Raw genomic sequence first — 25347 nt, forward strand, 5'->3', positions numbered from 1 at the left:
TTACCCGCGGTATGTCATCATCACAGTTTAGATGCCCAAACCAAAATCCTGCACCCATAGCTCGTCGTCCTCGACGCTGACGCCGGTGCCGGCTGGGTCGATGAACGCACGAAACAGCCGCGGGTCGAAGCGACGGCTCACCTGCATCGGCGGCAGCGACTTGAGAATGGTCTTGCCGTAGGCTTTGCGATGCATGCGCGGGTCGAGAATGGCGACGATGCCTTTGTCGGTGCGGGTACGGACGAGGCGGCCCGCTCCCTGTTTGAGCCGCAACTGGGCATAGGGCAGGGCGAGCCGGTCGAACCAGGCCCACCGATCGCCGCTGGTGCGCGAGAGCAGCTCGCAGCGCGCGTCGTAGACGATGTCGCCGGGCGACTGAAACGGAATGCGGTCGATAACCACCAGGCTCAATTGCGGTCCTTCGACGCTCACCCCTTCCCAGAAACTTGCCGTGGCAAAGAGCACCGGGTTTTTGACCGTGCGGAACCATTCGACCAGGCGGCGCTTGGGCATTTGCTCCTGGTGCTGCGCGGGCCAGAGCAACTTCGCTTCGAGCAGGGCATATACCTGCTTCATCTGCTGGAGGCTGGTAAAGAGCACAAAGGCGCGGCCCTCCGAGAAATTGACCAGCTTCTCAATTTCGGCGGCGATGGCGTTTGCGTAACTGGCGTCATTCGGGTCAGGCAGATGGGTGGGCAGGTATAGCAAACCCTGGCTCGGGTAATCGAAGGGGCTGGCAAAGATGCGCTCCTCGGCGGTTCCAGCCGGTAGCCCCACCTGGCGGCGAAAAAAATCGAACGGGTCCGCCCCGGCGGTGCTGAGGGTGGCCGACATCCAGACGGCGGTCGGTCCGTCCGGGTGACTGAACCACTGACCCAACGGCGGTGCCACATCCAGGGGCGTGCAGTTGAGTGCGACATTGGTCCCGCCGCCGCGCGTCGTCTGATATTCGACCCAGTTGACCCAGTTTTCTCCTGGCTCAGCAAGGACACGCAAATTGCCCTCGTAGCCGGTGAGCGTCTCCACCAGCCGGTCGCGGCGCATGCGCGCCACGTTCGTTTCGAGGTTGTCCTCGCTTCCCAGGTTCAGTTCCTTGAGCGATTGCAACAGCCGCACGACGGCCGCCGACAGATCGTCGGCCATCGCCGGGTCGAGATTGTAGCGGCGCGTCTGGTGCGCTTCGGTAAGCAGCACTTCGAAGAAGGCGTTCGCCTCCGCCTCCGCCCGCGCCAGGGCGATGCCCAGGTTGGGAAACTGCTTTTTGATTCGGCTCAGGGTGCGGCCCATGCCGAAGTTGCTGAGGGTGAGCGTCAGGGCACGGGTGGCGTACTCGGCAAATTGATGGGCCTCGTCGATGACCAGCAAGTCGAAGTCGGGGAGGATCTGCCCGTGGCTTGCCCGATCAATCAGCAATAGCGCGTGGTTGGTGATCAAAATCTGTGCCTGCCCGAGCGAGCGGCGCGACTCGAAATAAAAGCAGCTATCAAAGTGAGGACACTTCTCGCGCAGGCAATCGTCTTTGTCGGAGCGGATGTCGTCCCAGATTTCGGAAGGCGGACTGGTGGGCAGGTCGGCCAGATCGCCGCTTTCGGTCTGCTCGTACCACTCGCGCAACCAGGTGATCCCCGGAGCGAGCAGCGATTCTGACCAGCGCCGCTTCGAGACATAGTGGCTGCGGCCTTTGACCAGCCGCGCCTCGAAGCGCACCGGGAGCGCCTTTTGCAGCAAAGGAATGTCTTTGTAGAGATACTGCTCCTGCAGGGCGATGGTGGCCGTCGAAATCACCACCCGCTTGCCGCTGAGGATGGCCGGGACAAGGGCGCTAAAACTCTTGCCGGTGCCGGTGCCCGCCTCCGCCACCACCGCGATGCGTTCGGCGAAGCCCCGCTCGACGGCGCGGGCCATATCCAGCTGGGGCTGGCGCACCTCGTAGCCCGGCAGCACCCGGGCCACGTCCTCGAAGGCATCGCTGAGGCTAATCATTTGTCTAGTGTAGGGGCTCATCTGTCTACCTTGCGACCCACCGACATTGGCATTTAGCTGTACGGTAGCGGGTGATGGCCAGGGCGATACCGGTACTGGCGCATTCAGTCTTCCGCCAATCGCGCACTGTGGCTCGAGTGGCCGCTCGTCGGGGGTGGGAGCTGTCAGCTTGATGAGCATCTTGGCTAAAGTAGCTAGCAACACTTCTGGCGGAAGCTCCAATGCCCGACGTTACCCTGTCGCTCCCGGATGAAATTTTACTGGCGCTCAAACTCACCCCGAATCAACTTGGCGATGAAATGCGCTTTGCGGCGGCTGTCAAACTTTATGAACTGGAACGGCTTTCTTCCGGTGCCGCTGCGAACCTCGCCGGAGTACCGCGTACTGTATTTCTGAGCAAACTGGCCGACTATGGTGTCAGTTCCTTTCGCCTCGGCAAAGAGGAATTGAGCGAGGATATGCGTAGTGCCTGAGGTGATTGCTGACACCTCACCGCTTCAATACCTTTACCAAGCTGAGATATTGGATCTGCTCAGGCTCCTGTACGGGTATATCGTTCTTCCCCAAGCGGTAGCTGACGAACTGGCAGCAGGCCGGACCCGGAGGGTCACGCTTCCTGATCCCGCTTCGATCCTGTGGATGAGTGTTCGGCGAGTTTTGCCCACTAAATTGCTTCAAATGACAAGCGATCTGGGTGCGGGTGAAAGGGAAGTGCTGGCTTTGGCGGTGGAGATGCCGGGCTCGTTGGTATTGCTCGACGATGGCCTGGCAAGACGGTATGCTCGTCTGCTCAATCTTCAGTTGGCCGGAACGCTAGGAGTCCTGCTTAAGGCTAAGCAAGAGAAACACATCAATGCAGTCAAACCAGCCGTCGACCGTCTCGAAGCGCTTGGGTTCCGGCTTGCTCCGTCCACCCGTGCCGCTGTGCTTGAACTTGCCGAAGAGGTGTGACTGTTCTCGGCGCTGATTAACCGGGCTCATCTCTGAGCATCCGAAGATAATGCTCGGTGAAGGCGGACAGAGCACTTAAGCGGTCAGGATAGCGTCTGCCGACTTCGGCCAGAAACGCTTCGCGCTCGCGCTGCTCGTCGGGGTTGTTGGCCACTACCGCAAGGGAACGAAAACTCGGGTAATAGCGCACCGGCGTGAGCAAGCCGCCGTCGTCCAGCAGCCAGCGCGAAAAAACTTCGCGGGCGTTGGGAAAGAACTGGGCGCTCGCGTTGCGCGCCAAACTGGCCGGGGTGTACCCGAACACACGGGCAAAGGAAGGAATCGCACTCGCTTCGATGCGGCCAATCAGCCGGGTGCGGAGGTTCTGGAAGATCTTGGAACTATTGGGGGCTTTTTCGATCGTGTCGGGATCTTGGGCGCTGATGATCACCCGCACACCGGCCTTGGCGCCGTTGGCGCACAGCCTGCCCACCAGATTGGCGATCTCGGCGCATTCAAAAAGAATCGGTGCCTCATCGAGGATAAACAGCGACGCCGGGGTGGCAAGCGCCCGGCGCAGGGCGGCGGCGTAGTTGGCGAGGGCAAGCACGGTCATGTCCTCGGCGTTGCTCACATTGCGCAGGGCGAAGACCAACAGGGCCGCGTCGGCGCGGATCGTGGAAGGCGAACTCAGACGGGCGCCCACCCGCGAACCCATCCAGTAGGTCAGCCGCAGGCGGATGTGCTCGAAGGCGGGCCGCAGGCTGCTCTGGTCGGTATCGATGCCCAGGCGGCCCGCTTCAAGAAACGGCAGCAAATCCGGCAGCGAGGGGTAATCGCGCCAGGGGGTGGTGAAGGGGCCGGCGCGGGTGGCCGCTTCGTAGCGCCGCCGGATGGCGGGGTCTTTGAAAAATGCTCCTGCCGCCAGTTGCAACAGCGAACGCACCGTCTGGGACAGCAACGGATCTTGCACGTCTCTGCCCAGCACCATGACCAGCAGCGCCGAGACCAAAAATTCTTGAAACTCTTCGAGCCGCTCGGCGCGCACCCGTTCCTCCAGACCGGCCAGATCCGGCAATTCGAACAGGTTGAGGGCGTGGCGGCCGACATCAAAATACGCCCCTTCGACAAAGGCCGTCAGGTCAGAAAAAGTCGAACTACCGTCGGGCTTGGGAAAATCCATCGCCACCACCGGCACCCGGCGGGCGAGGGCGTGGCGCATCAGCACTTCCAAAAGCACGGACTTTCCTGAGCGGGTCGTCCCAAATAGCGCCAGGTTGCGGTGGCGCCGGTAAAGATCGAGCCACAGCGGGGTTTGGCCCTCTTCGCTCAATAGCTCGACGCCCTCTCGATCGATGCTCGCAAGGCGCACCAGCGGCAAAAATCCGGGTGCTTCTTCATCTAATAGTTCGAGGCGGCGGTCGAAGGGGGCGACCAGCAACCCCTCCCAGACAAAAGGCAAACTCTGAAAAAAGACTTTCCAGGCGTAGGAGACCTCGCGCACCACCCGGGCCGGGCGGTTGAAAAAGCCCGAGATAAACCGGCAGCCCTCGGCCAACAGCAACGGGTCAGACCGCCAGACCAGCACGCAGACCGCCAGGTACACCGGCCGGGCGCCCTCGATAAACGATTTTTCGAGTTCGGCTGCTTCTTCGAGTTTGAGTTGTTGGGGTACATCGACGAGCTTGCCCTGGCGCTGGCTTGTCTTCAAGCCCGCCGAAGCCTGCCGCTGGAGACGCACGGCGTTGTCGCGGCTGGTGCGTTCGTTGACGGTCGAAATTTCGACGACGATCTCGGTGTCGACCACCTCCTGGCGGGCCATCAGGTTCCAGAGATAGCGCAGTTGGGCGGCCGGGTCCGCGAAGCCCGAGGGTTTTTCGTCCCAAACTAGTACCGCGCAGTGGCGCATCCCCGCTTCCGGGGTGCCGATGCTCACTTTCTCCGCACTCAGGCGCGGGGGGGACTCGAACAGGGCACTGCGAAAATCGAGATCGCCATGCGACTGCTCGCACAGTCCGCCCCCGCTCAGGCGCAACAGCCGCGGGGGCGGCGGCGGCGATCCGGTATTGAACTGCTTCCAGGCCCAGGCCATCAACTCCTCGGCCCCAAGGGGCACTACCGCGAGCCGGGCGGTGAGGTTGAGCAGGTGCAACCACTGGCGGCAGTGGGCATAGGCGTGGCTGACCAGCCGGTGCAGCCGGGCTTGCGATTCGGCGGCCCCCTCCCCCAGATAGCTCAACCACCACTCCTGCACTCCCAATGCCACCCGGTCGATCCAGTCGCGCGAAGCAGCCTGGGCAGACCATTCTCCCCAGCAGGCAAACAGGAGCAATTCGCTCACCTTGCGCCGCCCGTCGGCGGCGAGCCCCTGCACGCGCTGCTGCTCCCCGGCGATGAGCCAGTCGACCGGTTCGCCTACCTCCCTGCCGCGCAATTGCTCGAGTTGTGCCAGGCGACTCTCGCTTTCAGCAAAGCTCGAAAGCCGCACCGAGAGACGCCCCCCGGTCGGCAGATCCCGGCAGAGGGCGACCAGACCGGCGCAGGCGTCCGCCATCGCCTCCGGCGACTGGCAGGCGTGGATGCCCGGGGTGCGCAGGGCAAACACACAGCGAAACGCCTGCTTGCGCTGGAGGATATAGAAGCCGCAACTCAGTTGCGGGTGGTCCACCTGGCCGATGGCGACGATATCGACCAGGTGTTCGACCGGGGTGAAACCGTCTTTTTTCTTCATCGCAACTGTCGGGTGCGGGCGAGGGCGGGCGGGTCGAGCATCTGTCCGAAGAAACGGTGGGGGCGGCGGCCGGCCAGCAACAGCCACAGCGCGCAGGCCCAGACGACGAAGGTGCCCGTCCAGATCCAGTTGAGGCCGAGGATGCCGCTCAGCACGAAGTAACCGCCAATCACCGTGAGCAGCCAGGGAAAGACCAGATCTCCGGGCACCAGGTTCAAAAAGTCGGCCTTCTGACCGAGCCTGCGGTTGAGCTTGCGCATCGGTGTCTCCTCAGGCGCTGGGGATGATGAGGCTCGTGATTACATCGCCCACCACGATGCTGATCGTGGCGAGGATGGGCACGCGGGCGGTGGTCTGCCAGTCTTCATCGTTTCGAGCAGCCTGTACGGTTCGCACAATGCCCAGGGCGATCCAGACCAGCAGCACGGCGCGCAGGACGTTGACGGTCATGTCCACTCCGAAGGCGGCCGTCAAGTTGCCGGTGCTCAAAAATAGCTCGTTGAGCCAGACGCGGGCGTTCTCGAAGAAAACGGCGTGGGCGGGCCGGGGATGAATGAGCCCGTCGGCCACCGGCAGCAGAGCGGCGAGGACGGCGCGCAGCAGCCAGGCAGGCAGGGAAAGATATTTGCGCATGGGATGTATCCTATAGGGTTTGGGCTAGGCGGGCGGCACTGGTGAGCAGTTTCAGACAGGTCTCGGCGCCGAGGGTGCCGAACAGGCGATCGCGCTGGTGGGTATAGGCCGTCTGTCGGGCCGGGCCATAGCGGCCGGCGGTGACCAGGTCCAGCAGGCCGGGAACCAGTGTGCTCATGTAGGGTTGCAGGCGAAAAAAAGCGGGCGGCGGAAAATTGAAGGACATGGCACGGCCTCACAGCGATGGAGTAGGGGGTTCGACCGATAGAGGTATGCGGGGTGCGGGTGTGTCGAAAAGCTGCAAGCGGGAGCGCGCGTAGGCAGACTTGCGCGCTTCGGCAAACGGGTCTTGTGTGGACAGACCAACGGCGGCGCCCGGTAAGCGATCTTGCTCCGATTGCTCGTACTCGCGGGCGAAGCGGTTCAGGTTGAGGGCGTACCCGGGATTGTAGGTTCGCCAGGCAGCACCGTTGTGGGAAGCAGCCATCTGCTCGCAGTTGCCCGATTGCATGGCGGTCAGCAGCCCGCCGTGGCGGCCCCGGGCATCCTCGCCGTGGCGGACGAAACTTGCGAGGGTATCGAGTTGCACCTTCGGGTCCGGCGATTGCAACGCCTGCAGCAGCTGTGGGCCGCTCCGGCCCGCTTGCTGCTGCCAGTGGCGATCGAGGGTCTGAAAGCCGGCAATCTGGCCATAGCCGAAGGTGGTGGACAACTCGCGCAATTGGCCAGATTCGAAAGCCGCGAAGGTGCGCATCGCTTCGAGTTTGGCGCGGCTGTCGGGCTTATCTCCGGCCATCCGGGCAAGCACCCCCGGCAGGCGACGGGAACTGGCCCCGGCGCGTTCGAACAGCTCGTCGATTTGTACCTGGTTGCGCTCGGGGTCGAGGTTGTCGAGGGTGGGTCTGTGCCCTTGCAACTCGCGCTGCATCGCCCCAAGCGACCCGGCAAAACTCCCCTCCCACCGCGGGCGGCTGAAGGTGCCGCCGGTGCTTTCCTGCTGCACCAGTGCGTAGAGAAATTTCGCGGGGATCACAGGCTCTTTGCCGTCGCCCTGGGCCGCCGCCTCCAGGTGGGACCGGTGGTCGATTCCCAAATGGGTGCGCCGATCGAGATTGCCGTCAAGAATAGCGGTGTGCTGAGCAAGGGTGGTGGCAGGCAGCTGAGTCGCGCGCTCTGCGACTGCCTGTACCAGCGATTGAGCGGTCTTGCGGTCGAAATTTCCGACCGCCAGGCCGTGCTCGCGCTGGAAGGTGTGTACCGCCCGCTCGGTGCCGGGGCCGAAACGCCCGTCGATGGTCGCTCCCGAGGACGGCCCCGCGCCAGTGGTGTAGCCCAAAAAAACCAGCTGGCGCTGCAGAGAGCGCACCGCCTCGCGGTTGCGGACAAAGGTTCCTTGTGTCTCCTCTGCATCCCTCAGCTCGTCCCAGCCCGTCTGGGCGCGCTCGGCCCGCTCCGGTGGTGCGTTGCCCAGGGCGACGGCGCGCAAAGCGAGATCGCGGGATAGGTCCATAGCCGATACTCCGTGTCGAAGGATAGATGGTGGCTAAAAGGCTTTAGAAGCTGTAGCCCCGCTGGGCCAACTCCTCGCTCAGAGCCTGGTGGATGGCCTGAAAGAGCGTCTCCGAGCCACGCTTGTCGGTTTGTAATTCCAGATTGAGCAGGCTTCTGATCGCAAGTTCCAGCCCATCGAGGCGGGCGGCCAGGTAAGCGCCCTGGTTCATTTGTTCAGCAAGCAGCAAATCGCGCACATCGCCAAGCCGGACAGGCCGGGCTTCCTCCGGCAATGCCCCAGGCTCCACCGCTTCGGGATCGATGGGATCGAGCTGTTGGGTAAGGCACCAATCGAGGGCCGCCAGGACGTACTCCTGCGGGGTGCACTCGCTCTGTCGGCTGGCGGCAAGCAAGCGCTGGGCCAGGTGTTCCGGGATTTGAACATTCAGGGTGTCCATGGTTTCAGGCCGCGCTCAGCTGCAGATGCACCACCTGCTCGCGGGGACGACCGCCCTCCTGCCAGAGAACCCGCAGGCGCTCCACATCAAGGTGAGCGGCGGCAATCTGCCAGAAGAGTTTGGCTGTGCGCTGGCGCAGGCATCCAAGGGTGAAGTCTGCCTGGTACGAGTCGTCGCACCGGATACACCACTCGCCTGCTTGGACCTCGCAGGCCAGTTGGCCCAAAAAGTCCTGAAATTCCTGGGGCGGAGCAACTTCGTTAAATAGCCGGCGCCAGAAGGGCTTGAGGCGGACAGGACGCGACTGGCGGCCCCGGGCCAACTGGGCGTTCAGGTAGCCTTGATCGGTGTTGAAGTGCCAGTCGCGCCCGGCCAGGATCTTCTCCACCGCGGCGCAGGCGGAGTGGATCTGGACGTAATAGTCGCGGCGGCCGGCGTCGCGCCGGCACAAATCCAGGTAGAACACGGCCCGTTCCCATGCCTCGATGGGCTGGCGCAGCCGCTGCAGCAGTGCCGCCGCCTTCGCCGGGTTGCCCCCAAGGGCGCGCTCCAGCCCTTCAAGGTGGGCAGTGAGCGCTACCCACCGCTGGGGTACCCCCCGCCGGGTATCGGGCCAGAAAGCTTCCAAAGGCGCACCGCTCTGGACGGGAGTGGCTCTGCCTTGCAGCAGCACTTGCACCCGGGCAAGATCCTGGCCGAACTGCTGCTCGAGCAATAAATTCAACAACACCTCGCGGGCCTGGCCGTCGCAGCGCTCGATCACCTGCTGCGGACACACCGTGGATTCATCGCCCACCGGCACGGAGATCCGCGCCGCCGAACGCCCCTGCATCTGCAAGATATAGCGGCGCAACACCCGCACCGAGACGGCTTCGAGGCGTCCTGCGGGGATGCCCTGGGTGAGCAGGCAGGTTGTCGCCTCCGGCTGCAGCCGCATCAGCTCGGTAAGCCGCCCGACCCCCAGCTCGAGTGCGCCGTGCAAATCCGTCCGTTCCGCCAGGCGCATGGCGTGGCGGCAAACGGTGTGCCCGAATGGACATTCCCGCGAATCGAGAAAACTTTCGAAGCGCGCAAATCCGAGTCGCTGGTAAATCCGCTGCGCCTTAATCGCCAGCAGAGCCTTACCCAGACTCAACCGTTCTGCAGCGTCCGGGTCGCTGCGGTGACGCAGGTCGGCAAGAACCTGCAAATGTGAGATGCTCATCGGCGCTCCTCCAACGCTGTGCTGGAGGCAGCATATCAAAACGGCATAATTCCCACAAGTGGGAGATGTCGTTTGTGGGATCTGTAGGGTGCCGGACACCGGCTCTGGAGGGAGTAAGCGGGCCGGATGGTAGACTGGGGTTGCTGGAGAGGTGGTAGAGCGGTCTATTGCGTCGGTCTTGAAAACCGAAGAGGCGCAAGCCTCCGTGGGTTCGAATCCCACCCTCTCCGCTCAATTGACAGCCTCCGTCATTTGTCGGCAGGGTTTTCTGGGGAACGACCGGCGGACTGCGGACCAACAGAGAGGATCTTCCGCGTGGTGTTCAGTCTGTCCAAGTGATATGCATGTAGGAAACCGTCCTGCCATCGACATGACCACCAACAACGGACTACCCCCGGACGTCTCTGCCAGGCTCGATCGCATCGAGGTGCTCGTCGCGGCCAACAGTGAGCAGATCACCGCTAACTCGACAGCGATCGCCCGCCTCGAAGCCAATCAGGCGGCGATGAGCGAACGGGTCAACATCATCGCCGAACGGGTCGATACCCTGGCGGAGTCGATCCGCGTGTTGGTGCCAATTATCCAGTCGATCCAGTCGGACGTTCGCGGCCTACAGCTGGAGAATCGCCGCATCCTCGATATCCTGCAGCAGCGCGGGGGAAATGGGTAAATTTCTCCTGATAGACATTCTTGCCGGTCTTGAAAATCGAAGAGGCGAGAGCCCGCGTAGATTCGAATCCCAACCTCTGCACTCAAGCGAGAACACCGTTATTTATGGACAGGGTTTGCTGGGGACCAACCGCCGCACACCTGCGCAAAAAACAAAGAGCATCCCGCGCGTGGTGTTCAGTCTGTCCAAGTGATATGCATGTAGGAAACCGCCCTGCCATCGACATGACCACCAACAACGGCCAACCACCCGAATACTCCAGTAGGTTGGATCGCATCGAGGCTATCGTCGCGGCCACCAGCGAACAGATTGCCGCCAATGCCATCGCTCTTTCCCGCCTGGAGGAGTCGGTTGCCAGGCACGACTCGGTCCTGGAGCGCCTGGAGGAGTCGGTTGCCAGGCACGACTCGGTTATGGGTGCAATACAAACGTCAATTGCCGCCAATGCCGCTGCCATAGACCGACTTGAAGCTAACCAGGCCGCCGGCAGCGAGCGGCTGAATATTCTCACCGAGCGTGTAAACACAGTGTCGGAGTCTGTGAACCAGGTTTCCCGTATCGCCTTCGCTACGTTTCAACGCTTCGACGCGATGCAGGTGGAGATCCACGATCTGCGGACGGACGTGCGCGGGCTGCAACTGGAAAATCGCCGCATCCTCAATATTTTGGAGCAGCGCGGCAACAACGGGTAAAAGGGCGATCGCAGCATCGCGGCGCCCGCCGTCAAAACTTCAGTTGCATGCGGAGGTTGGCCACCAGAAACGCCCAGCGGTCCGCCGCTTCTTCGATCAGCTTGGTGGTCGGCTTGCCCGCTCCGTGGCCCGCCTTCGTCTCGATGCGGATCAACACCGGTCCTTCGCCCGCCTGCGCCGCCTGTAGCGCCGCTGTGAACTTGTAACTGTGTCCCGGCACCACCCGGTCGTCGGTGTCCGCCGTCGTCACCAGCGTCGCCGGGTAGCGTGTCCCTGCCTTCAAGTTGTGCAAAGGCGAGTAGGCATACAACGCCTGGAACTGCTCGGGGTCTTGCGAAGAGCCGTAATCGGACACCCACGCCCAGCCAATCGTGAACTGCTCAAAGCGCAGCATGTCCATCACCCCGACCGCGGGCAGCGCAGCAGCAAACAACTCCGGGCGCTGGGTCATGGCAGCTCCCACCAGCAAACCACCGTTGCTGCCGCCGCCGATCGCCAATTTCTCCGGCGAGGTGTATTTATTGGCGATCAGGTATTCGGCCGCGGCGAGAAAGTCATCGAAGACGTTTTGCTTGTTGAGCCTGGTGCCCGCCTGATGCCAATCCTCGCCGTACTCGCCGCCGCCGCGCAGGTTGGGGACGGCGTAGAGGCCGCCCATTTCCAACCACAGCAGGTTGCTGGGTGAAAAAGTGGGGGTAATAGAAACGTTGAAACCGCCGTAGCCATAGAGGTAGGTAGGGTTGAGGGCGTTGCGGGGGGTGCCTTTTTTATAGGTGATGAACATCGGGATGCGGGTGCCGTCCTTGCTGTTGAAGAAGACCTGCTCGGTGGTGTAGGCGGTGGGGTCGAAGTCGACTTTAGGCTGGAAGAGCACGGTGCTTTTGGCAGTGGGGATGTCGTAGCGGTAGATGGTGGTGGGGGTGGTGAAGCTGGTAAAGGCATAAAACGTCTCGGTGTCCGTGCGCTTGCCGCCGAAGCCCCCGGCGCTGCCGATGCCCAGCAATTCGACTTCTCCCACGTACTGCCCTTGCAGGTCGTAGATGCGCACCTGGGTATGGGCGTCTTTGAGATAATTGGCGAAAAATTTGTTGTCGAGAATGCTGACCCCTTGCAGCGTGTCTTCGCTTTCGGGGATCAACTCGTTTAGGTGTAGAGGTTGGGTGATGTCGATGGCCACCACCCGTCCGCGCGGCGCGTCCTTGTCGGTGGTGAACCAAAATAACGGGCCGTCGTTGTCGATAAATTCGTAGGCGGCGTCGGCCTCGGGCAACAGTTCGACCACCGCCGAAGCCGGGTCGGCCAGATCTTTGTAGAACACCCTGTTTTTGGGGTCGGTGCCCTGGCTGACGCTGATGACGAGGTAGCGTCCGTCCTCGCTCACCTCGCCGCCGAAGCCCCACTCTTTTTGATCTTTGCGTTCGTAGACCAGTACGTCTTGATCCTGCGGAGTGCCCAGGCGGTGGAAGTAAAGCTTTTGAAAGTAATTGACATCCTGAAACTGGCCGGCGGCGTTCGGCTCGTCGTAGCGGCTGTAGAAAAAGCCCTTGCCGTCCTTAAGCCAGGAAGCACCGGAAAACTTGACCCACTGCACCATATCCGGCAGATCCTCGCCCGTCTCGATATCCAGCACCCGCCACTGCTGCCAGTCGGAGCCGGAGGCGGAGGTGCCATAGGCCAGATACTTGCCGTCGTCGCTTACCGCTAGACCGGAAAGCGCCACCGTGCCGTCTGCAGATAGCGCATTCGGATCGAGCAGCAACCGCAACTCGCCTTCAAGATCCGGCACGGTGTAGAGTACGCTCTGGTTTTGCAGACCGGTGTTTTTGAACAGAAAGTAGCGTCCTCCCTCCCGAAAAGGGGTGCCGTAGCGCTCGTAATTCCAGATGTGGGTGAGCCGTTCCCGGATCGCTTCGCGCTCAGGGATCGTCTCCAGAAAGCCGAACGTCACCTGGTTTTGCGCTTCCACCCAGGCTTTGGTCCCGGGAGATTCGGCATCCTCCAGCCAGCGGTACGGATCGGCCACCGGCGTGCCGTGGTAGTCGTCCACTTGATCGTCGCGGCGCGATGGCGGGTAGGTAAACGGTGAAGTCACAGCAAAGTCCTGAATGCTAGAGACGGCCAGCCGATCGTAACTTGCTGGTCAGCCAAGCCAGTACGCTATTGAGCAGCACCGGGCCGACCGACAGCATTAGGGGATTGAACTTGGCCTTGTGTAGAGGGATTGGTGTGTAGAACAAAGACATTTGGATAGTCTATACGGTATGGTTCATTTCCACGGCTACCCTGCCCCACCCGCAGGAAAATGCGATGACCTGCACCCGCCGCGGCCTGTTTGCAGGAGCCGCCACCGCCGCGGCCTTTGCCGTCCCCTGGGCGGCGGCAAAGGCCGCACCTTCCGCTCCAGACGACTTAGCACCTTTTGCGGTAGTGCCTTCAAAGTGTTCGCGCTTAGCGAATTTTTGGCCGTAGACCCTACACAGGACTACGCCCTGCACCTTGCGGACGGCATGTATGTCGGCGGCCGCCGGGTCTACTTCGCCATGCTCTCGAACTCGTGCAGGCAGGGTTCGCGTAAGCAAGTCGGCGCCGGACGGTTTGCAGGGGCGACAGCCCAACCCAGCGACCGTTGGGCATGCCGCTCCGAAAGATTCATGCAATCCGCAGGAAATTACCCTTTACAATTTGGGTGGCTTCCAGTTTTTTCGCTTTGCGGCCGTCTCGCTTCCAGGGGGTGTCTGTGCGCTTTTCCAGCATCGGTTTGTGGGTTGTCACCGTGGCGCTCGGCCTGAGCAGTGCCACTTCCGGTGGGGCACAGACCCCCACCTGCCCCCAGCGGGAGCCCCAGCGCTTTTCGGGTGTCGGTCTGGAGATGGGCTTCGATCCGGCAGGCTCGATGTCGGTACTGCGTGCCATAGAAAATAGCCCTGCCGCCCGCTCCGGTCTGCAGGCCGGGGACCGCGTCGTCGCCGTCGACGGTGTGCCGGTCGCCAAACTCAAAGGCGAAGCGGCTGCTCGCATCCGTGGTGAAATGGGCAGTTCGGTCAACCTGACGGTCCGCCGCGGCGAGAGCGACTTCGACGCGGTGCTGACGCGCGAAGAGATTACGGTGCCGCCGCGCTCAGTAGTGGGCATCGGCGTCACCCTGGGTGCCTCCAAAAAGGGCGAACCGATGATCCAGACGGTATTTCCCAACTCCCCAGCCTCCGAGGCCGCTTTGCGCAGTGGGGATGTGATCGTCTCTGTGGACGGCAAACCCGCGGGCAAAGCTGCGGACGGTGCGCTCCAGGGTCTGCTGCGCGGCGAAGAGGGCGTTGCCGTCTTGGTTGGCATTCGCCGTAACCGCCTGGTGACCGATTACAGCATCACTCGCCTGCGGTTCATCCCGGGCTGCTGATGCGTCCTACGAGCGCAGCGACGCTTCTTCTTCGACGTCGCTTTCAACATTTTTTTTTGTAAAACCCCAGGCGAAGATGGCCGCCACGACGCCGAGCACTACCCACTCCGGCGTCTCGAAGTGGAGCTTGGGAAGCAGCTGGTTTGCCACTACCTCGGTCATCATCTTGAAGCCGATAAAGCCCACCGCCAGAAAGGCCGCCGTCTCCAGACGCACGTAGCGGTCGATGAGCTTGATGAACAATTCCGCCACAAAGCGCATCGTGACAATACCCAGAATGCCGCCGACGATTACCACCCAGGCTTTGTCGCTGAAGGCCACCGCTGCGGTGATCGAATCGACCGAAAAGGCGATGTCGGTCAGTTCCACCAGCACGATCACCCGCCAGAAGGGCGACAGACGCCCGAGCGTCGCTCGAAAGAGCGGATTGCTCAGAAGCTTTTTCTCCTCGGCCACCACGTCCTCGTCTTCGTCTTTGCCTTTGAGAAAGTGGCTGACCGCCAGATAAATCAAATACAGGGCACCAGCCAACTTGAGCGGCCAGTTGTCGATCAGCCAGGCTGCGAACAGTACTGCAAAAAAACGAAAGACAAAGGCGCCGATGATCCCGTAGCGCAGCGAGCGACGGCGTTCTTCGTCGGTGGGCAGGGTGCGGGTGAGGGCGGCGAGCACCGCGGCGTTGTCCGCACTGAGAGCACCTTCCACGAAAACCAGGGCAAAGATAATGGCAAAATCCCAAGGCTCAACTCCGAGATCAAAGCCCAGGTGGTCGTAGAGGAATTCCCACATCAGCAGTACCCTAAGCCTCCAGAAGATGACGCGAATTACAATGTGCTATGTCAATTATCTGCGCTATTGCAGGTCCGAGACATCACACTTCAACAGATATTCCGAGCATAGCGCCGCGCCATGATGCACCACCAGCAGATACTCAAGCTGCAGACCCGAGGCCAGTCTCTCTACCCTATCACCGGGGCAGTGGGCGAAGTGGTGAATCAATCCGGTGTACAGATGGGCTTATGCACCTTGTTTTTGCGCCACACTTCCGCCAGCCTGCTTATCCAGGAGAACGCCGATCCCGATGTACTGGCCGATCTGGAGAGCTTTTTGGCCAAGCTCGTGCCGGAGGACGCCCGGTCCTACCGCCACAACGCCGAGGGGCCGGACGATATGCCCGCCCATATTCGCACCGCCCTCACCCACACCAGCGAGAACATTCCGGTGAGCGACGGCCGACTGGTACTGGGCACCTGGCAGGGCATCTATATCTGGGAGCACCGCCGCCACCGCCAACTGCGCGAGGTCGTGGTGCACATCGCCGGAAATTAAGGCCGGATGTCCTCAAGCGGTTAAAATTGGGGGCATGGGACTGGCGATGCAGCGATCGATCGAAGGGCTGGCAGGCGGGGAGCGCGACGAGATGCTCCAGGGTGTCGTCGAGCGCGTCACCTTTCACAACCCCCAGAACGGCTACACGATCGCCCGGGTAGCGGTGCGCGGACTGGCGGATCTGGCGACGGTGGTGGGCAATTTTGCTCAGCTGCAGCCGGGCCAGACGATGCAATTTTGGGGTTGCTGGAAAGATCATCCCCAGTACGGTCCCCAGTTTCTGGCCCATCGCCACGAGGAGACCCGCCCCGCCACCATTGGCGGCCTCGAAAAATATCTCGGATCGGGCCTGATCAAGGGCGTGGGGCCGGTGACCGCCCGGCGCATCGTTGCTCACTTCGGCCTGGCGTCTCTCGAAATTATCGAAAGCGACTGCAGCCGGCTCGCCGAGGTGCCGGGGGTGGGTGCCCACCGCATCCGGCTCATTCAGGCGGCCTGGCAGGAGCAAAAGGCGATCAAAGAAGTGATGCTCTTTTTGCAGTCGCACCAGGTGAACACCACCCACGCCGTCAAAATTTTCAAGACTTACGGCGACGAGGCGATCGAGCGGGTGCGCACCAACCCCTACCAGCTGGCCCAGGACATCTGGGGCATCGGCTTTCGCACCGCCGATCAGATCGCTCAGAACCTTGGGGTGGCCCCCGACAGCGACGAGCGTCTCAAAGCCGGGATCCTCTACGCGCTCATCACCGCCACCGAGGAGGGGCACTGCTACTTGCCGCTGGAGGAGATGCTCGATCAGGCCGTGGCACTGCTGCGCCTGGAGGAAGTGGCCGAATCGGTCCGGCCGCGCCTGGTTGAGATGGCCCGCGCGTTGGTGCGCGAAGGGCAGATCAAAGCGGAGCGGCCGTCAGGCGGGGCGGAGGCGCCCGTGGTCTGCTTCCAGCCGTCGCTGTGGCAGTGCGAGGTGGGCCTGGCGCGGCGGCTGTGCGAGCGCCCCCCTGCCCCGGTGGACACCGGCCGCGTCGAGGCGTGGCTCGAAAGATACACCCACCACCACGGCCTGCAACTTTCTGCCGAGCAGCGCCAGGCGGTTATGCTGGCCGCCCGCGAACCGGTGACCGTCCTTACCGGCGGGCCGGGAACGGGCAAAACGCTCACCACCCGGGCGGTCGCCGCTCTGTGGAAGGCGATGGGCAAAAAGGTCCTGCTCGCTTCTCCCACCGGCCGGGCCGCCCAGCGCCTGGCGGAGGTGAGCGGCCAGGAAGCGAAAACCATTCATCGGTTGCTCGAATTCGATCCGAGCACGATGGGCTTCAAGCGCTGTGCCGAAAATCCCCTCGACGCCCAAGCGTTTGTGATCGACGAAGCTTCGATGATCGACGTGGTGCTCGCCTACAACCTGCTCAAGGCCATCCCTGCGGGGGCGCAGGTGCTGCTGGTGGGCGACCAGGACCAGTTGCCCAGCGTCGGCCCCGGCAACGTGCTGGCCGATCTGGTGCGCTCACCGGCCATCCCCACCGCCCGGCTCACCCAGGTCTTTCGCCAGGCCGCCGCGAGCCGCATCATCACCAACGCCCACCGCATCAACTCGGGCCAGATGCCGGATCTGGCGGGCGAAGGGTCCGACTGCCTGTTTATCGAAGCCCACGAGCCTGCGCAGGTGGTCGAGCGCGTTCGCGAATTCGTCGTGCAAGAGTTGCCCCGGCGGGGATTTCGCTCCCTGGCCGATGCCCAGGTGCTCTGCCCGATGAACCGGGGACTGGTGGGCTCCAACCACCTCAACACCGTCCTGCAGGAAGCCCTCAACCCCCTGCCTCCCGACGGCGGCGAGCTCGATCGCGGCAGGCGACTATTTCGAGTGGGCGACCGGGTGATTCAGCTGCGCAACAATTACGACCTGGGGGTCTTCAACGGCGATCTGGGCACGATCGCGGGGATTGACTTTGAGAACCAAAAGCTTCAGGTGCAATTTTTCGAGCGCACCATGGGCTACGACTTCGCCGATTTGAACGAACTGTCGCTTGCCTACGCGATCAGCATCCACCGCAGCCAGGGCAGCGAGTATCCGGTGGCGATTATCCCGGTGCACACCCAGCACTTTCCGATGCTCAGCCGCAACCTGCTCTATACCGGTCTGACCCGGGCACGCAAACTGGCGGTGCTGGTGGGTACCCGCAAGGCCATTGCCATCGCCGTGCGCGAAGTGAAGGCCATGCAGCGCTACACGCGGTTGTCCGAAAGGCTCTCGCCTTTGCAGGCAGACGAGTAGCAGCCCGCAGCCAGGACGGCTGTATACTAAACTGTGCACAGCTTAGTGGATTATGCAGGGACCGACGGTCAGAATCAGCGCCTCAGCGCACCGGACATTGAAGGAACTGGCAGCCCGCTCGGGCGAATCGATGCAGACGGTTCTCGACCGTGCCGTCGAGGAGTACCGGCGCGGGCAATTTTTGGAGGAGGCCAACCGGGCATTTGCCGCTTTGCGCGACGACCCGGAGGCGTGGCAGGCGGAGCTTGCAGAGCGTGAAATTTGGGACCATGCCCTGGCAGACGATCTTGGGGAGGAGCATTGAAGCCGGGGCGCGGCGAAGTGTGGCTGGCCGATCTTGATCCCACCCGGGGACGTGAGCAGGCAGGGCGTCGTCCCTGCCTGGTGGTTTCTGCCGATCCACTTAACCGGGGACCGGCGCAGCTGGTGGTCGTACTGCCCATCACCAGCCGCGACAAAGGCATCCCGTTTCACGTGGGTCTTGAGCCTCCGGAAGGCGGAGTGACGGTGCGCAGCTTTATCAAGTGTGAGGATGTCCGCTCGATCAGCACGCAGCGGTTGACGGAAAAATGGGGCGCTGTCCGCAACGAAACGCTTTTGGCCGTGGAGGATCGGCTACGGATTTTGCTGTCGCTCTGACTGTCTGTGAGTCGCCGTTTTCATACACCCAGCAGCTCCACGCCGAGCTTCGCGGCGGTCTGCCGGAGTTCGGCATCTTTGGTTGCGAGCGGCACCCCCAGGCGCATGGCCAGTTCCAGGTAAGCAGCATCGTAGGTGGTTAGCCGCTCGTTGCGGGCGAGAGCAAGAATGTCCGACAGCACCCGGTAAGGCGTTTGTTCATCGACTGTGATGGCGAGGGTATCGATCAAAGCCACGAATTCGGCAAGGCGTGCGGCGGTGATCCGGCGTTTGCGCTCTGCAAGCGCCAGGATGTTCCCAGTCTCCAGGTGCCACAGCGACGGCACCGCAGCCTCCTCGGTTTCCAGGCGATCCAGCACTGCCCAGGAGGCACTGGTCGCTTCGTCGTGGAAACACCAGGCAAGCGCTACAGAAACATCGAGCACAAAAGTGCTCACTGCCGTCCCTCTTCCCGCAAGGCACGGATGGAAAGCCCTTCAAGAGTTTGCCCCCGGCTGAATTCTTTCAACCGGGTGATCGTCTGCTTCGCCCGCTCGCGGTCGTTGCCGGAAATCGGCACGAGTCGAGCCACTGGCGTTCCATGGCGGGTGATGACGATTTGCTCACCCCGAGCGACACGCTCAAGCAGGTTGGCAAAATGGGTTTTGGCTTCGAAAGCACCGACGGTGAAGATCATGGTAAGAAAGTTCAACCAGTTGCCAACCAGTATAACTGCCGGAAGCTTGCTTCGTCTTGAGCCGGTTGGGCCGGTCTGGATCCGATATCAGGTCGCTTTGCGGTTGCGCGAGAGGCTGGCGATGGCGCTCACCAATTGGGCGATCTCGACGGGTTTGGGCACGTGGCACTGAAAACCGGCCTGCAGGGCGTCTTTGAGATCTTCGCCGCGGGCGTAGGCGGTGAAGGCGATGGCGGGGAGGGTATTGCCGCGGGAGCGCAACTCGCGGATAAGCGCGTAACCGTCCTCGCCGGGCATGCCGATGTCGCTGACCAACACGTCCGTTTTTTGGGCCGCGAGGGCGCTTAGGGCTTCTCGGACCGAACCGACCGTCACCACCTGCACGCCGTACTCGCCCAGGGCGGTAGCGACAAATTCGCGCGCGTCCACCTCGTCGTCGACGACCAGCACCCGCAATCCCGCCAGCCACTGTACCAACTCGGTCAGCGCCTCGGTGCGGCCATTGGCCTGGACGAGCTTCCCCTCGTCCTGAATGGGGGTGCCGTCGGCCAACAGCGGCAGGCGCACCGTAAAAGTAGCCCCCTGCCCTTTGCCCGCGCTCTCGGCCGCAGCGGTGCCGCCGTGCAGCTCGACCAGGTGGCGGACAATCGACAAGCCGAGGCCGAGGCCGCCGTGCACCCGGGTGCTGGTGCTGTCGGCCTGTCGGAAGCGCTCGAAGATCTGGTCCAAAAACGCAGGCGAGATGCCGATCCCGTTGTCGCGGACCACCAGTTGCGCGTGGATTTCGCCCTGGGCGAGGTCGACTTCGACGGTGCCGCCTTGGGGGGTAAACTTGACGGCGTTGGCAAGCAAATTCCAGGCGATTTGGTGCAGGCGGTCGACGTCGCCCAACACCGGGCCGACGGCGGCATCGATGCGGCAGCGCAGCTGGATTTGCTTGACGGCGGCGGCGGGCTGCACCGCCTCGACGGCCGATGCGATCACCCCGGACAGTTCGAGCGGCTGGAGCTCCAGGCGCATCTGGCCGGTGACGACACGCGAGATGTCCAACAAATCTTCGATCAACCGGTTCTGCATGCGGGCGTTGCGCTCGATCGATTCGAGGGCGCCCGTGGCGGCCTTCTCGTCGATGCGGCGGGCGCGCAACAGTTGCGCCCAACCCAAGATCGAATTGAGCGGGGTGCGCAGCTCATGGGAGACCATCGCCAGAAACTCGTCCTTCATACGGCTGGCTTCCTCCGCCTGCTGGCGGGCTACCTGCTCGCGCAGAATCTCGACGCGGACCTGCTCGGCCTGCCGACGCTCGGTGATGTCGCGGAAGATGCAACGGATAGCCTGGGGCACACCTTTGTCGAATTGGCAGTTGAGGGAACCTTCGACGGCGATCTCCCGGCCGCCCATGGCCAAAAAGGCGACCTCCAGCCGCTCGGAGCGCTGGGATTGCTGCACGCGCTCGAGGGCTTCGGCCAGCAGGGGCCGGTCGGCAGGGGCGACGACGTCGAAACAGGTCATCTTCTCCAGGTCATCTGCCGGATACGCGAGCGTCTCGCGCCAGGTGCGGTTGACGTAGAGCAGGCGGCCTTCGGGAGAGACGATCTCGATGAGATCGCTGGCGTTGTCCAAAAAGTCCTGCAGCCGCTGTTCGCTTGAGCGCAATTGCCGGTTGACGGCGACGAGGGCCCCGGCCTGCCGCTCGATTTCGGCGCTTTTGCGAAACAGGTCGATAAAGACGACCACCTTCGAGATCAAGATGCTCGGGTTAATCGGTTTGAGTAGATAATCCACCGCTCCCAGGGCGTAACCCTTGAAGATCAGACTGTCGTTGGCGCTGTAGGCGGTCAGGAAGATGATCGGTGTGTGGCGCGAGCGCTCGCGTTGGCGGATGAGCTGGGCGGTCTCGAAGCCATCCATCCCCGGCATCTGCACATCGAGCAAGATCACGGCGAAATCCTGACGCAGCAGGTGGCGCAGAGCCTCCGGGCCTGAGCGGGCTTTGACCAGGTTCTGGCCCAACTCCCCGAGAACCGCTTCGAGGGCGAGCAAGTTCTCGAAGCGGTCGTCGACCAGCAGGATGGTGACGGGTTCAGCGGTACCGGGGGCGGGCATGGGCTAGTTCTCCCGGCGCGACAGCCAGACCCGCAGCAGCGACAACAACTGCTCGGTGTCGACGGGTTTGGTGATGTAGTCCGAAGCGCCCGCCTCCAGGCATTTCTCGCGGTCGCCGCGCATCGCCTTGGCGGTGAGCGCCACGATGGGCAGCTCTTTAAATCGCACCTGACGGCGGATGGCCGCCGTCGCCTCGTAGCCGTCCATCCCGGGCATCATCACGTCCATCAGGACCATGTCGATGCCGGGAGTGCGCTCCAGAAGCGCGATGCCGTCGCTGCCGTTCTCGGCGTAGAGCACCTGCATGCCCTCCCGTTCGAGCGCGCTGGTGAGGGCAAAAATATTGCGCACGTCGTCGTCGACGATGAGCACTTTCCTGGCCGCCAGAATCGACCCCGAGTGGCGCAGCTGCTCGATGATCTGCCGCTGGGGCGCGGGCAACTCCGCCTGCACCCGGTGCATGAAGCGGGCCGTCTCGTCGAGCAAGCGTTCGGCGGAGCGTTCGCCCTTGACGATCACCGCTTCGACCCGACGCTTGAGGTCGCGCTCCTGCTGGGGGGTAAGATCTCTGCCGGTGTAGACGATGACGGGCAGGTTCCAGGGGTCGGCAGAGCCCTTGATTTGCCCGAGCAGCGCCTGGCCGTCCGCGTCGGGCAGCCCCAAATCGAGCACCACGCAGTCGAACGGTTCGCTTTGCAACAGGGCGAGCGCCTCCTGGGCGGTGGCGACCGCCTGCGAACGCACATCGCCGCCGCCGATCAGCTCGACGATGCTCGTGCGCTGCGCCTCGTCGTCCTCGATTACCAGCAGATTCTTCACCTTGCGGTCGGCAAAGGCATGCATGCGGGCAAAGATGGCTGCCATCTGCTCGCTGTCCACCGGTTTTTTCAAACAGGCGACCGCCCCGGATTGCAGGCCGCGCTGTCCGGCATCGTCCACCGACAACAGATGCACCGGGATGTGGCGGGTCTCAGGATCGTGCTTGAGCCGGTCGAGCACCGTCCAGCCGTCCATCCCGGGCAGGTGGATGTCGAGCAAGACAGCGTGGGGCTGCAAGTCGCGGACGGCGGCCAGCCCCGTCTCGCTGCCGAGGGCGACCACCGCCTTGAAACCGTGGGTGCGGGCCAGATCGCCTAGGATGCGCGCAAAGTTCGCGTCGTCCTCGATGATGAGCAGCACCCGGTCCTCCGGCTCAAGGTTGTCGCGATCGTCGTTCAACTCGGCCCGCGAGCGCCATCCCCCCTCCATGGCCGCGGCGGGTGTCCGCTCGCGGGTAGCGCCGACCGGTTCGGGAAGGGAAAACAGCGCCCAGTCGCCCGCGGAATAGCCGGGTAGCGGGGCGTCGAGGGGCAAAAAGAGCGTAAAGGTGCTGCCGCGACCCGGTTCGCTCTCCAGCTGGATTTCACCCCCCAGCAGCCGAGCGATCTCGCGGCTGATCGAAAGCCCGAGCCCGGTGCCGCCGTACTTGCGGCTGGTGCTGCCGTCGGCCTGCTGGAAAGCCTCGAAGATCACCCGCTGTTTGTCCGGGGCAATGCCGATGCCGGTGTCGATCACCGAGAAGGCCACCACGCCGCTCGCGCGATTGAGCGATTCGCTTGCAGGATCCCAGCCGCCCGTAGCCATCTCGACGCGCAGGGTGACCGAGCCGAGGGCCGTGAACTTGAAGGCGTTGGACAAGAGGTTCTTGAGCACCTGCTGCAGGCGCTTGGGATCGGTGAGCATCGCCCTGGGCAGATTGGCGGCGCACTCGACGGCAAATTCGAGCCCCCGGTCGTTGGCCACCTGCCGGAAGATGCGCTCCATCTGGCTGCGCAGGTCCCCAAAGTGCATCTGCTCGATTTCGACCGACATCGTTCCCGACTCGATCTTGGCCAGATCGAGGATGTCGTTGATCAGCCCCAATAAGTCGGCACCCGCCGAGTGGATTGTGCGGCCATACTCCACCTGCTTCTCCGAAAGGTTGCCCTCGGCGTTGTCCGAGAGCAACCGCGCCAGGATGAGCAGGCTGTTGAGCGGCGTGCGCAGCTCGTGGGACATGTTGGCCAGAAACTCGGACTTGTACTTGGAGGTGAGGGCCAACTGCCGCGCTTTTTCTTCGACCGACTGGCGAGCCTGTTCGATCTCGCGGTTCTTGCGCTCGACTTCTTTGTTTTGTATTGACAGCAAGCGCGCCTTTTCCTGCAGCTGCTCGTTGGTCTGCTGCAGTTCTTCTTGCTGGCTTTTGAGGCGCTCTTCGGAGGCCTGCAGCGAGTTGGCCTGCTGCTCCAGGCGCTTGTTGGTGTCGGTGAGTTCGGTCTGCTGGCTTTGCAGTTCTTCGGCGAGCGACTGCGACTGCTTGAGCAATTGTTCGGTGCGCATGCTGGCGGCGATCGTGTTGAGCACGATCGCGATGCTCTCGGTGAGCTGATCGAGAAAGGTGAGGTGAATTTCGCTAAAGGAGCGGAACGAAGCCAGTTCGATCACCGCCGTCACCTGCCCTTCAAAGAGCACCGGCAGCACGACGATGTTGAAGGGTGCCGCCTCGCCGAGGCCGGAGCTGATCTTGATGTAATCGCCCGGCACGTCGGTGAGCAAGATGCGCTCTTTTTCGAGGGCGCACTGGCCCACCAGCCCCTCGCCCAGGAAAAACCAGTTGGCCAGACGCTTGCGCTCGCGGTAGGCGTAAGTGCTCAAGAGCTTGAGGCAGGGCCGGTTCTCGGCGCTGTCCATCAGATAAAACACCCCGTGCTGGGCGCTGACCAGCGGCGCCAACTCCGAGAGGATGAGCCGGGAGACCGCTTCGAGGTCGCGTTGCCCCTGCAGCACGCGGGTAAACTTGGCCAGGTTGGTCTTCAGCCAGTCCTGCTCGGTGTTCTTCTGGGTGGTCTCGCGCAGATTGGCGATCATCTGGTTGATGTTGTCCTTGAGGATCGCCACCTCGCCCTGGGCTTCGACGGCGATCGAGCGGGTGAGATCGCCCTTGGTCACCGCCGTGGCCACCTCGGCGATGGCGCGCACCTGGGTGGTGAGGTTGGCCGCCAGTTCGTTGACGTTGTCGGTCAGATCGCGCCAGGTGCCCGAGGCGCCGGGCACGCGCGCCTGGCCGCCCAGTTTTCCTTCGATGCCCACCTCGCGCGCCACAGTGGTGACTTGATCGGCAAAGGTGGCGAGCGTGTCGATCATCTCGTTGATCGTCTCTGCCAGCGTCTCGATTTCGCCTTTGGCCTCCAGGACGAGCTTGCGCTTAAGATCGCCCCCCGCCACCGCCGTCACGATCCGGGCGATGCCGCGCACCTGCGAAGTCAGGTTGCCCGCCATCGAGTTGACGTTGTCGGTCAGATCCTTCCAGGTACCCGCCACGCCGGTCACCTGCGCCTGGCCGCCCAGTTTGCCCTCGGAGCCCACCTCGCGCGCCACGCGGGTGACTTCTGAAGCAAACGAATTGAGCTGGTCGACCATCGTGTTGATCGTGTTTTTGAGATCGAGGATCTCGCCTTTGACCTCGACGGTGATTTTCTTGGATAGATCGCCGCTCGCCACCGCCGTGGTCACTTCTGCGATGTTGCGCACCTGGGCGGTCAGCGAGCCGGCCATCGAGTTGACGTTGTCGGTCAGATCCTTCCAGGTGCCCGCCACGCCGCGCACTTCGGCCTGCACGCCGAGTTTGCCTTCGGTGCCCACCTCGCGCGCCACGCGGGTGACCTCCGAAGCGAAAGAACCAAGTTGCTCAACCATGACATTGACGATCTGCGCTGTCTGCAAAAACTCGCCCTGCAGCGGCCGGCCGTCCAGTTCGGTAGGAATGCGCTGCGAGAGATCGCCGTTGGCCACCGCCCGGATGACGCGGGTGGTCTCGGTGGTAGGTTGGGCCAGATCGGTAATCAGCGTGTTGATGGACTCGACGCAGAATGTCCAGGCGCCCGCAGCATCACCGAGAGCAACGCGCTGGTTGACCTTGCCTTCCTTGCCGACCGCATTGCCCACCCGGCTCAATTCGACGCTCAAGTGCTCGTTGAGGGCAATGATCCCATTGAGTGTGGCGGCGATTTCGCTGCCGATGCCTGTCCCTGCTGTGGGCAGGCGCACCGAAAAATTGCCGCTTCTGACCGCAGCAAGCGTTTCGAGCAGTTGATCGAGATCCAGGAAGGCCGCATCGGCCT

General features: G+C 62.8%; 22 protein-coding genes, 1 tRNA gene and 1 pseudogene. 10 read left to right on the forward strand and 14 right to left on the reverse strand.

All coding sequences use genetic code 11. The annotated features are described in order from the left end of the window. Positions 1–27: 27 nt before the first annotated feature. Positions 28–1983 (reverse strand): ATP-dependent DNA helicase, encoded by a 1956-nt coding sequence (locus GLL_RS03195; protein WP_164928558.1) that lies wholly within the window; start codon positions 1981–1983, stop codon positions 28–30. Positions 1984–2204: 221 nt separating this feature from the next. Here GLL_RS03195 and GLL_RS03200 point away from each other — a divergent pair, with 221 nt between their 5' ends. Together GLL_RS03200 and GLL_RS03205 are read left to right on the forward strand one after the other, a co-directional pair. Further along, entirely contained in the window at positions 2205–2456 is a 252-nt protein-coding gene (locus GLL_RS03200) for a UPF0175 family protein (protein WP_011140617.1), read from the forward strand. After that, positions 2449–2934: a DUF3368 domain-containing protein gene (locus tag GLL_RS03205; protein ID WP_011140618.1), complete on the forward strand. Its 486-nt coding sequence runs from the start codon at positions 2449–2451 to the stop codon at positions 2932–2934. Before GLL_RS03200 ends, GLL_RS03205 begins: the two co-directional genes overlap by 8 nt. Positions 2935–2950: 16 nt before the next feature. Here GLL_RS03205 and GLL_RS03210 read toward each other — a convergent pair whose 3' ends face one another. The 7 genes from GLL_RS03210 to GLL_RS03240 are packed head-to-tail and all read right to left on the reverse strand — an operon-like array spanning position 2951 to position 9430. After that, complete coding sequence (locus tag GLL_RS03210) at positions 2951–5644, reverse strand: hypothetical protein (protein WP_011140619.1); 2694 nt, start codon at positions 5642–5644, stop codon at positions 2951–2953. Beyond that, on the reverse strand, positions 5641–5904 hold the full coding sequence (locus GLL_RS03215) for a hypothetical protein (RefSeq protein ID WP_011140620.1): 264 nt from the start codon (positions 5902–5904) through the stop codon (positions 5641–5643). The genes GLL_RS03210 and GLL_RS03215 overlap by 4 nt, the downstream gene beginning before the upstream one ends. 10 nt (positions 5905–5914) lie before the next feature. Next, entirely contained in the window at positions 5915–6277 is a 363-nt protein-coding gene (locus GLL_RS03220) for a hypothetical protein (RefSeq protein ID WP_011140621.1), read from the reverse strand. Between the two features lie 10 nt (positions 6278–6287). Then, positions 6288–6503 (reverse strand): hypothetical protein, encoded by a 216-nt coding sequence (locus GLL_RS03225; protein ID WP_164928559.1) that lies wholly within the window; start codon positions 6501–6503, stop codon positions 6288–6290. 9 nt (positions 6504–6512) lie between these two features. After that, the gene (locus tag GLL_RS03230; protein WP_011140622.1) at positions 6513–7787 is read right to left on the reverse strand and encodes a peptidoglycan-binding domain-containing protein; all 1275 of its coding nucleotides are present in this window, start codon (positions 7785–7787) and stop codon (positions 6513–6515) included. A gap of 43 nt (positions 7788–7830) precedes the next feature. After that, positions 7831–8226 carry a hypothetical protein gene (locus tag GLL_RS03235; protein ID WP_011140623.1) on the reverse strand — a complete coding sequence of 132 codons (396 nt, stop codon included), beginning with the start codon at positions 8224–8226 and terminating at the stop codon, positions 7831–7833. Positions 8227–8230: 4 nt separating this feature from the next. Next, positions 8231–9430 carry a hypothetical protein gene (locus GLL_RS03240; protein ID WP_164928560.1) on the reverse strand — a complete coding sequence of 400 codons (1200 nt, stop codon included), beginning with the start codon at positions 9428–9430 and terminating at the stop codon, positions 8231–8233. Positions 9431–9575: 145 nt separating this feature from the next. On the opposite strand from GLL_RS03240, the gene GLL_RS03245 reads away from it, so the two are divergent. The 3 genes from GLL_RS03245 to GLL_RS03255 all read left to right on the forward strand — a co-directional run bounded on the left by GLL_RS03245 (position 9576) and on the right by GLL_RS03255 (position 10792). Further along, a tRNA-Ser gene (locus GLL_RS03245) sits at positions 9576–9660 on the forward strand. Between the two features lie 140 nt (positions 9661–9800). Beyond that, complete coding sequence (locus GLL_RS03250; RefSeq protein WP_164928561.1) at positions 9801–10100, forward strand: hypothetical protein; 300 nt, start codon at positions 9801–9803, stop codon at positions 10098–10100. Positions 10101–10324: 224 nt separating this feature from the next. Further along, positions 10325–10792 (forward strand): hypothetical protein, encoded by a 468-nt coding sequence (locus GLL_RS03255; RefSeq protein WP_231848360.1) that lies wholly within the window; start codon positions 10325–10327, stop codon positions 10790–10792. Positions 10793–10823: 31 nt separating this feature from the next. On the opposite strand, the gene GLL_RS03260 is transcribed toward GLL_RS03255, so the two are convergent. Further along, positions 10824–12884 carry a prolyl oligopeptidase family serine peptidase gene (locus GLL_RS03260; RefSeq protein ID WP_011140627.1) on the reverse strand — a complete coding sequence of 687 codons (2061 nt, stop codon included), beginning with the start codon at positions 12882–12884 and terminating at the stop codon, positions 10824–10826. Between the two features lie 645 nt (positions 12885–13529). Here GLL_RS03260 and GLL_RS03265 point away from each other — a divergent pair. Next, a complete protein-coding gene (locus GLL_RS03265; protein ID WP_164928562.1) occupies positions 13530–14186 on the forward strand; it encodes a PDZ domain-containing protein in 657 nt (218 codons plus the stop codon). A gap of 6 nt (positions 14187–14192) precedes the next feature. Here the strand turns inward: GLL_RS03265 and GLL_RS03270 are convergent, their stop codons facing one another. Continuing rightward, the gene (locus GLL_RS03270; RefSeq protein WP_011140629.1) at positions 14193–14975 is read right to left on the reverse strand and encodes a TerC family protein; all 783 of its coding nucleotides are present in this window, start codon (positions 14973–14975) and stop codon (positions 14193–14195) included. Between the two features lie 120 nt (positions 14976–15095). On the opposite strand from GLL_RS03270, the gene GLL_RS03275 reads away from it, so the two are divergent. Genes GLL_RS03275 through GLL_RS03290 form a run of 4 tightly spaced genes read left to right on the forward strand, consistent with a single transcriptional unit; the run spans position 15096 to position 18426 of the window. After that, complete coding sequence (locus tag GLL_RS03275; RefSeq protein WP_011140630.1) at positions 15096–15515, forward strand: secondary thiamine-phosphate synthase enzyme YjbQ; 420 nt, start codon at positions 15096–15098, stop codon at positions 15513–15515. A gap of 34 nt (positions 15516–15549) precedes the next feature. Then, positions 15550–17787: an SF1B family DNA helicase RecD2 gene (locus GLL_RS03280; protein WP_011140631.1), complete on the forward strand. Its 2238-nt coding sequence runs from the start codon at positions 15550–15552 to the stop codon at positions 17785–17787. A gap of 52 nt (positions 17788–17839) precedes the next feature. Beyond that, positions 17840–18091, forward strand: a complete 252-nt coding sequence (locus tag GLL_RS03285) for a hypothetical protein (protein ID WP_011140632.1) — start codon at positions 17840–17842, stop codon at positions 18089–18091. Further along, positions 18088–18426 (forward strand): type II toxin-antitoxin system PemK/MazF family toxin, encoded by a 339-nt coding sequence (locus GLL_RS03290; RefSeq protein WP_164928563.1) that lies wholly within the window; start codon positions 18088–18090, stop codon positions 18424–18426. Before GLL_RS03285 ends, GLL_RS03290 begins: the two co-directional genes overlap by 4 nt. Positions 18427–18446: 20 nt before the next feature. On the opposite strand, the gene GLL_RS03295 is transcribed toward GLL_RS03290, so the two are convergent. The 4 genes and pseudogenes from GLL_RS03295 to GLL_RS03310 all read right to left on the reverse strand — a co-directional run. After that, positions 18447–18863 carry a type II toxin-antitoxin system VapC family toxin gene (locus tag GLL_RS03295; RefSeq protein ID WP_011140634.1) on the reverse strand — a complete coding sequence of 139 codons (417 nt, stop codon included), beginning with the start codon at positions 18861–18863 and terminating at the stop codon, positions 18447–18449. Continuing rightward, a complete protein-coding gene (locus GLL_RS03300) occupies positions 18860–19102 on the reverse strand; it encodes a type II toxin-antitoxin system Phd/YefM family antitoxin (protein ID WP_011140635.1) in 243 nt (80 codons plus the stop codon). Before GLL_RS03300 ends, GLL_RS03295 begins: the two co-directional genes overlap by 4 nt. Before the next feature lie 87 nt (positions 19103–19189). Then, positions 19190–21208 carry a hybrid sensor histidine kinase/response regulator gene (locus tag GLL_RS03305; RefSeq protein ID WP_011140636.1) on the reverse strand — a complete coding sequence of 673 codons (2019 nt, stop codon included), beginning with the start codon at positions 21206–21208 and terminating at the stop codon, positions 19190–19192. A 3-nt stretch (positions 21209–21211) separates the two neighbouring features. Continuing rightward, positions 21212–25297, reverse strand: a pseudogene (locus tag GLL_RS03310) (response regulator); the annotation flags it as partial. Positions 25298–25347: the final 50 nt, after the last annotated feature.

It is taken from the genome of Gloeobacter violaceus PCC 7421, from assembly GCF_000011385.1.
GTDB classification, from domain to species: Bacteria; Cyanobacteriota; Cyanobacteriia; order Gloeobacterales; family Gloeobacteraceae; genus Gloeobacter; species Gloeobacter violaceus.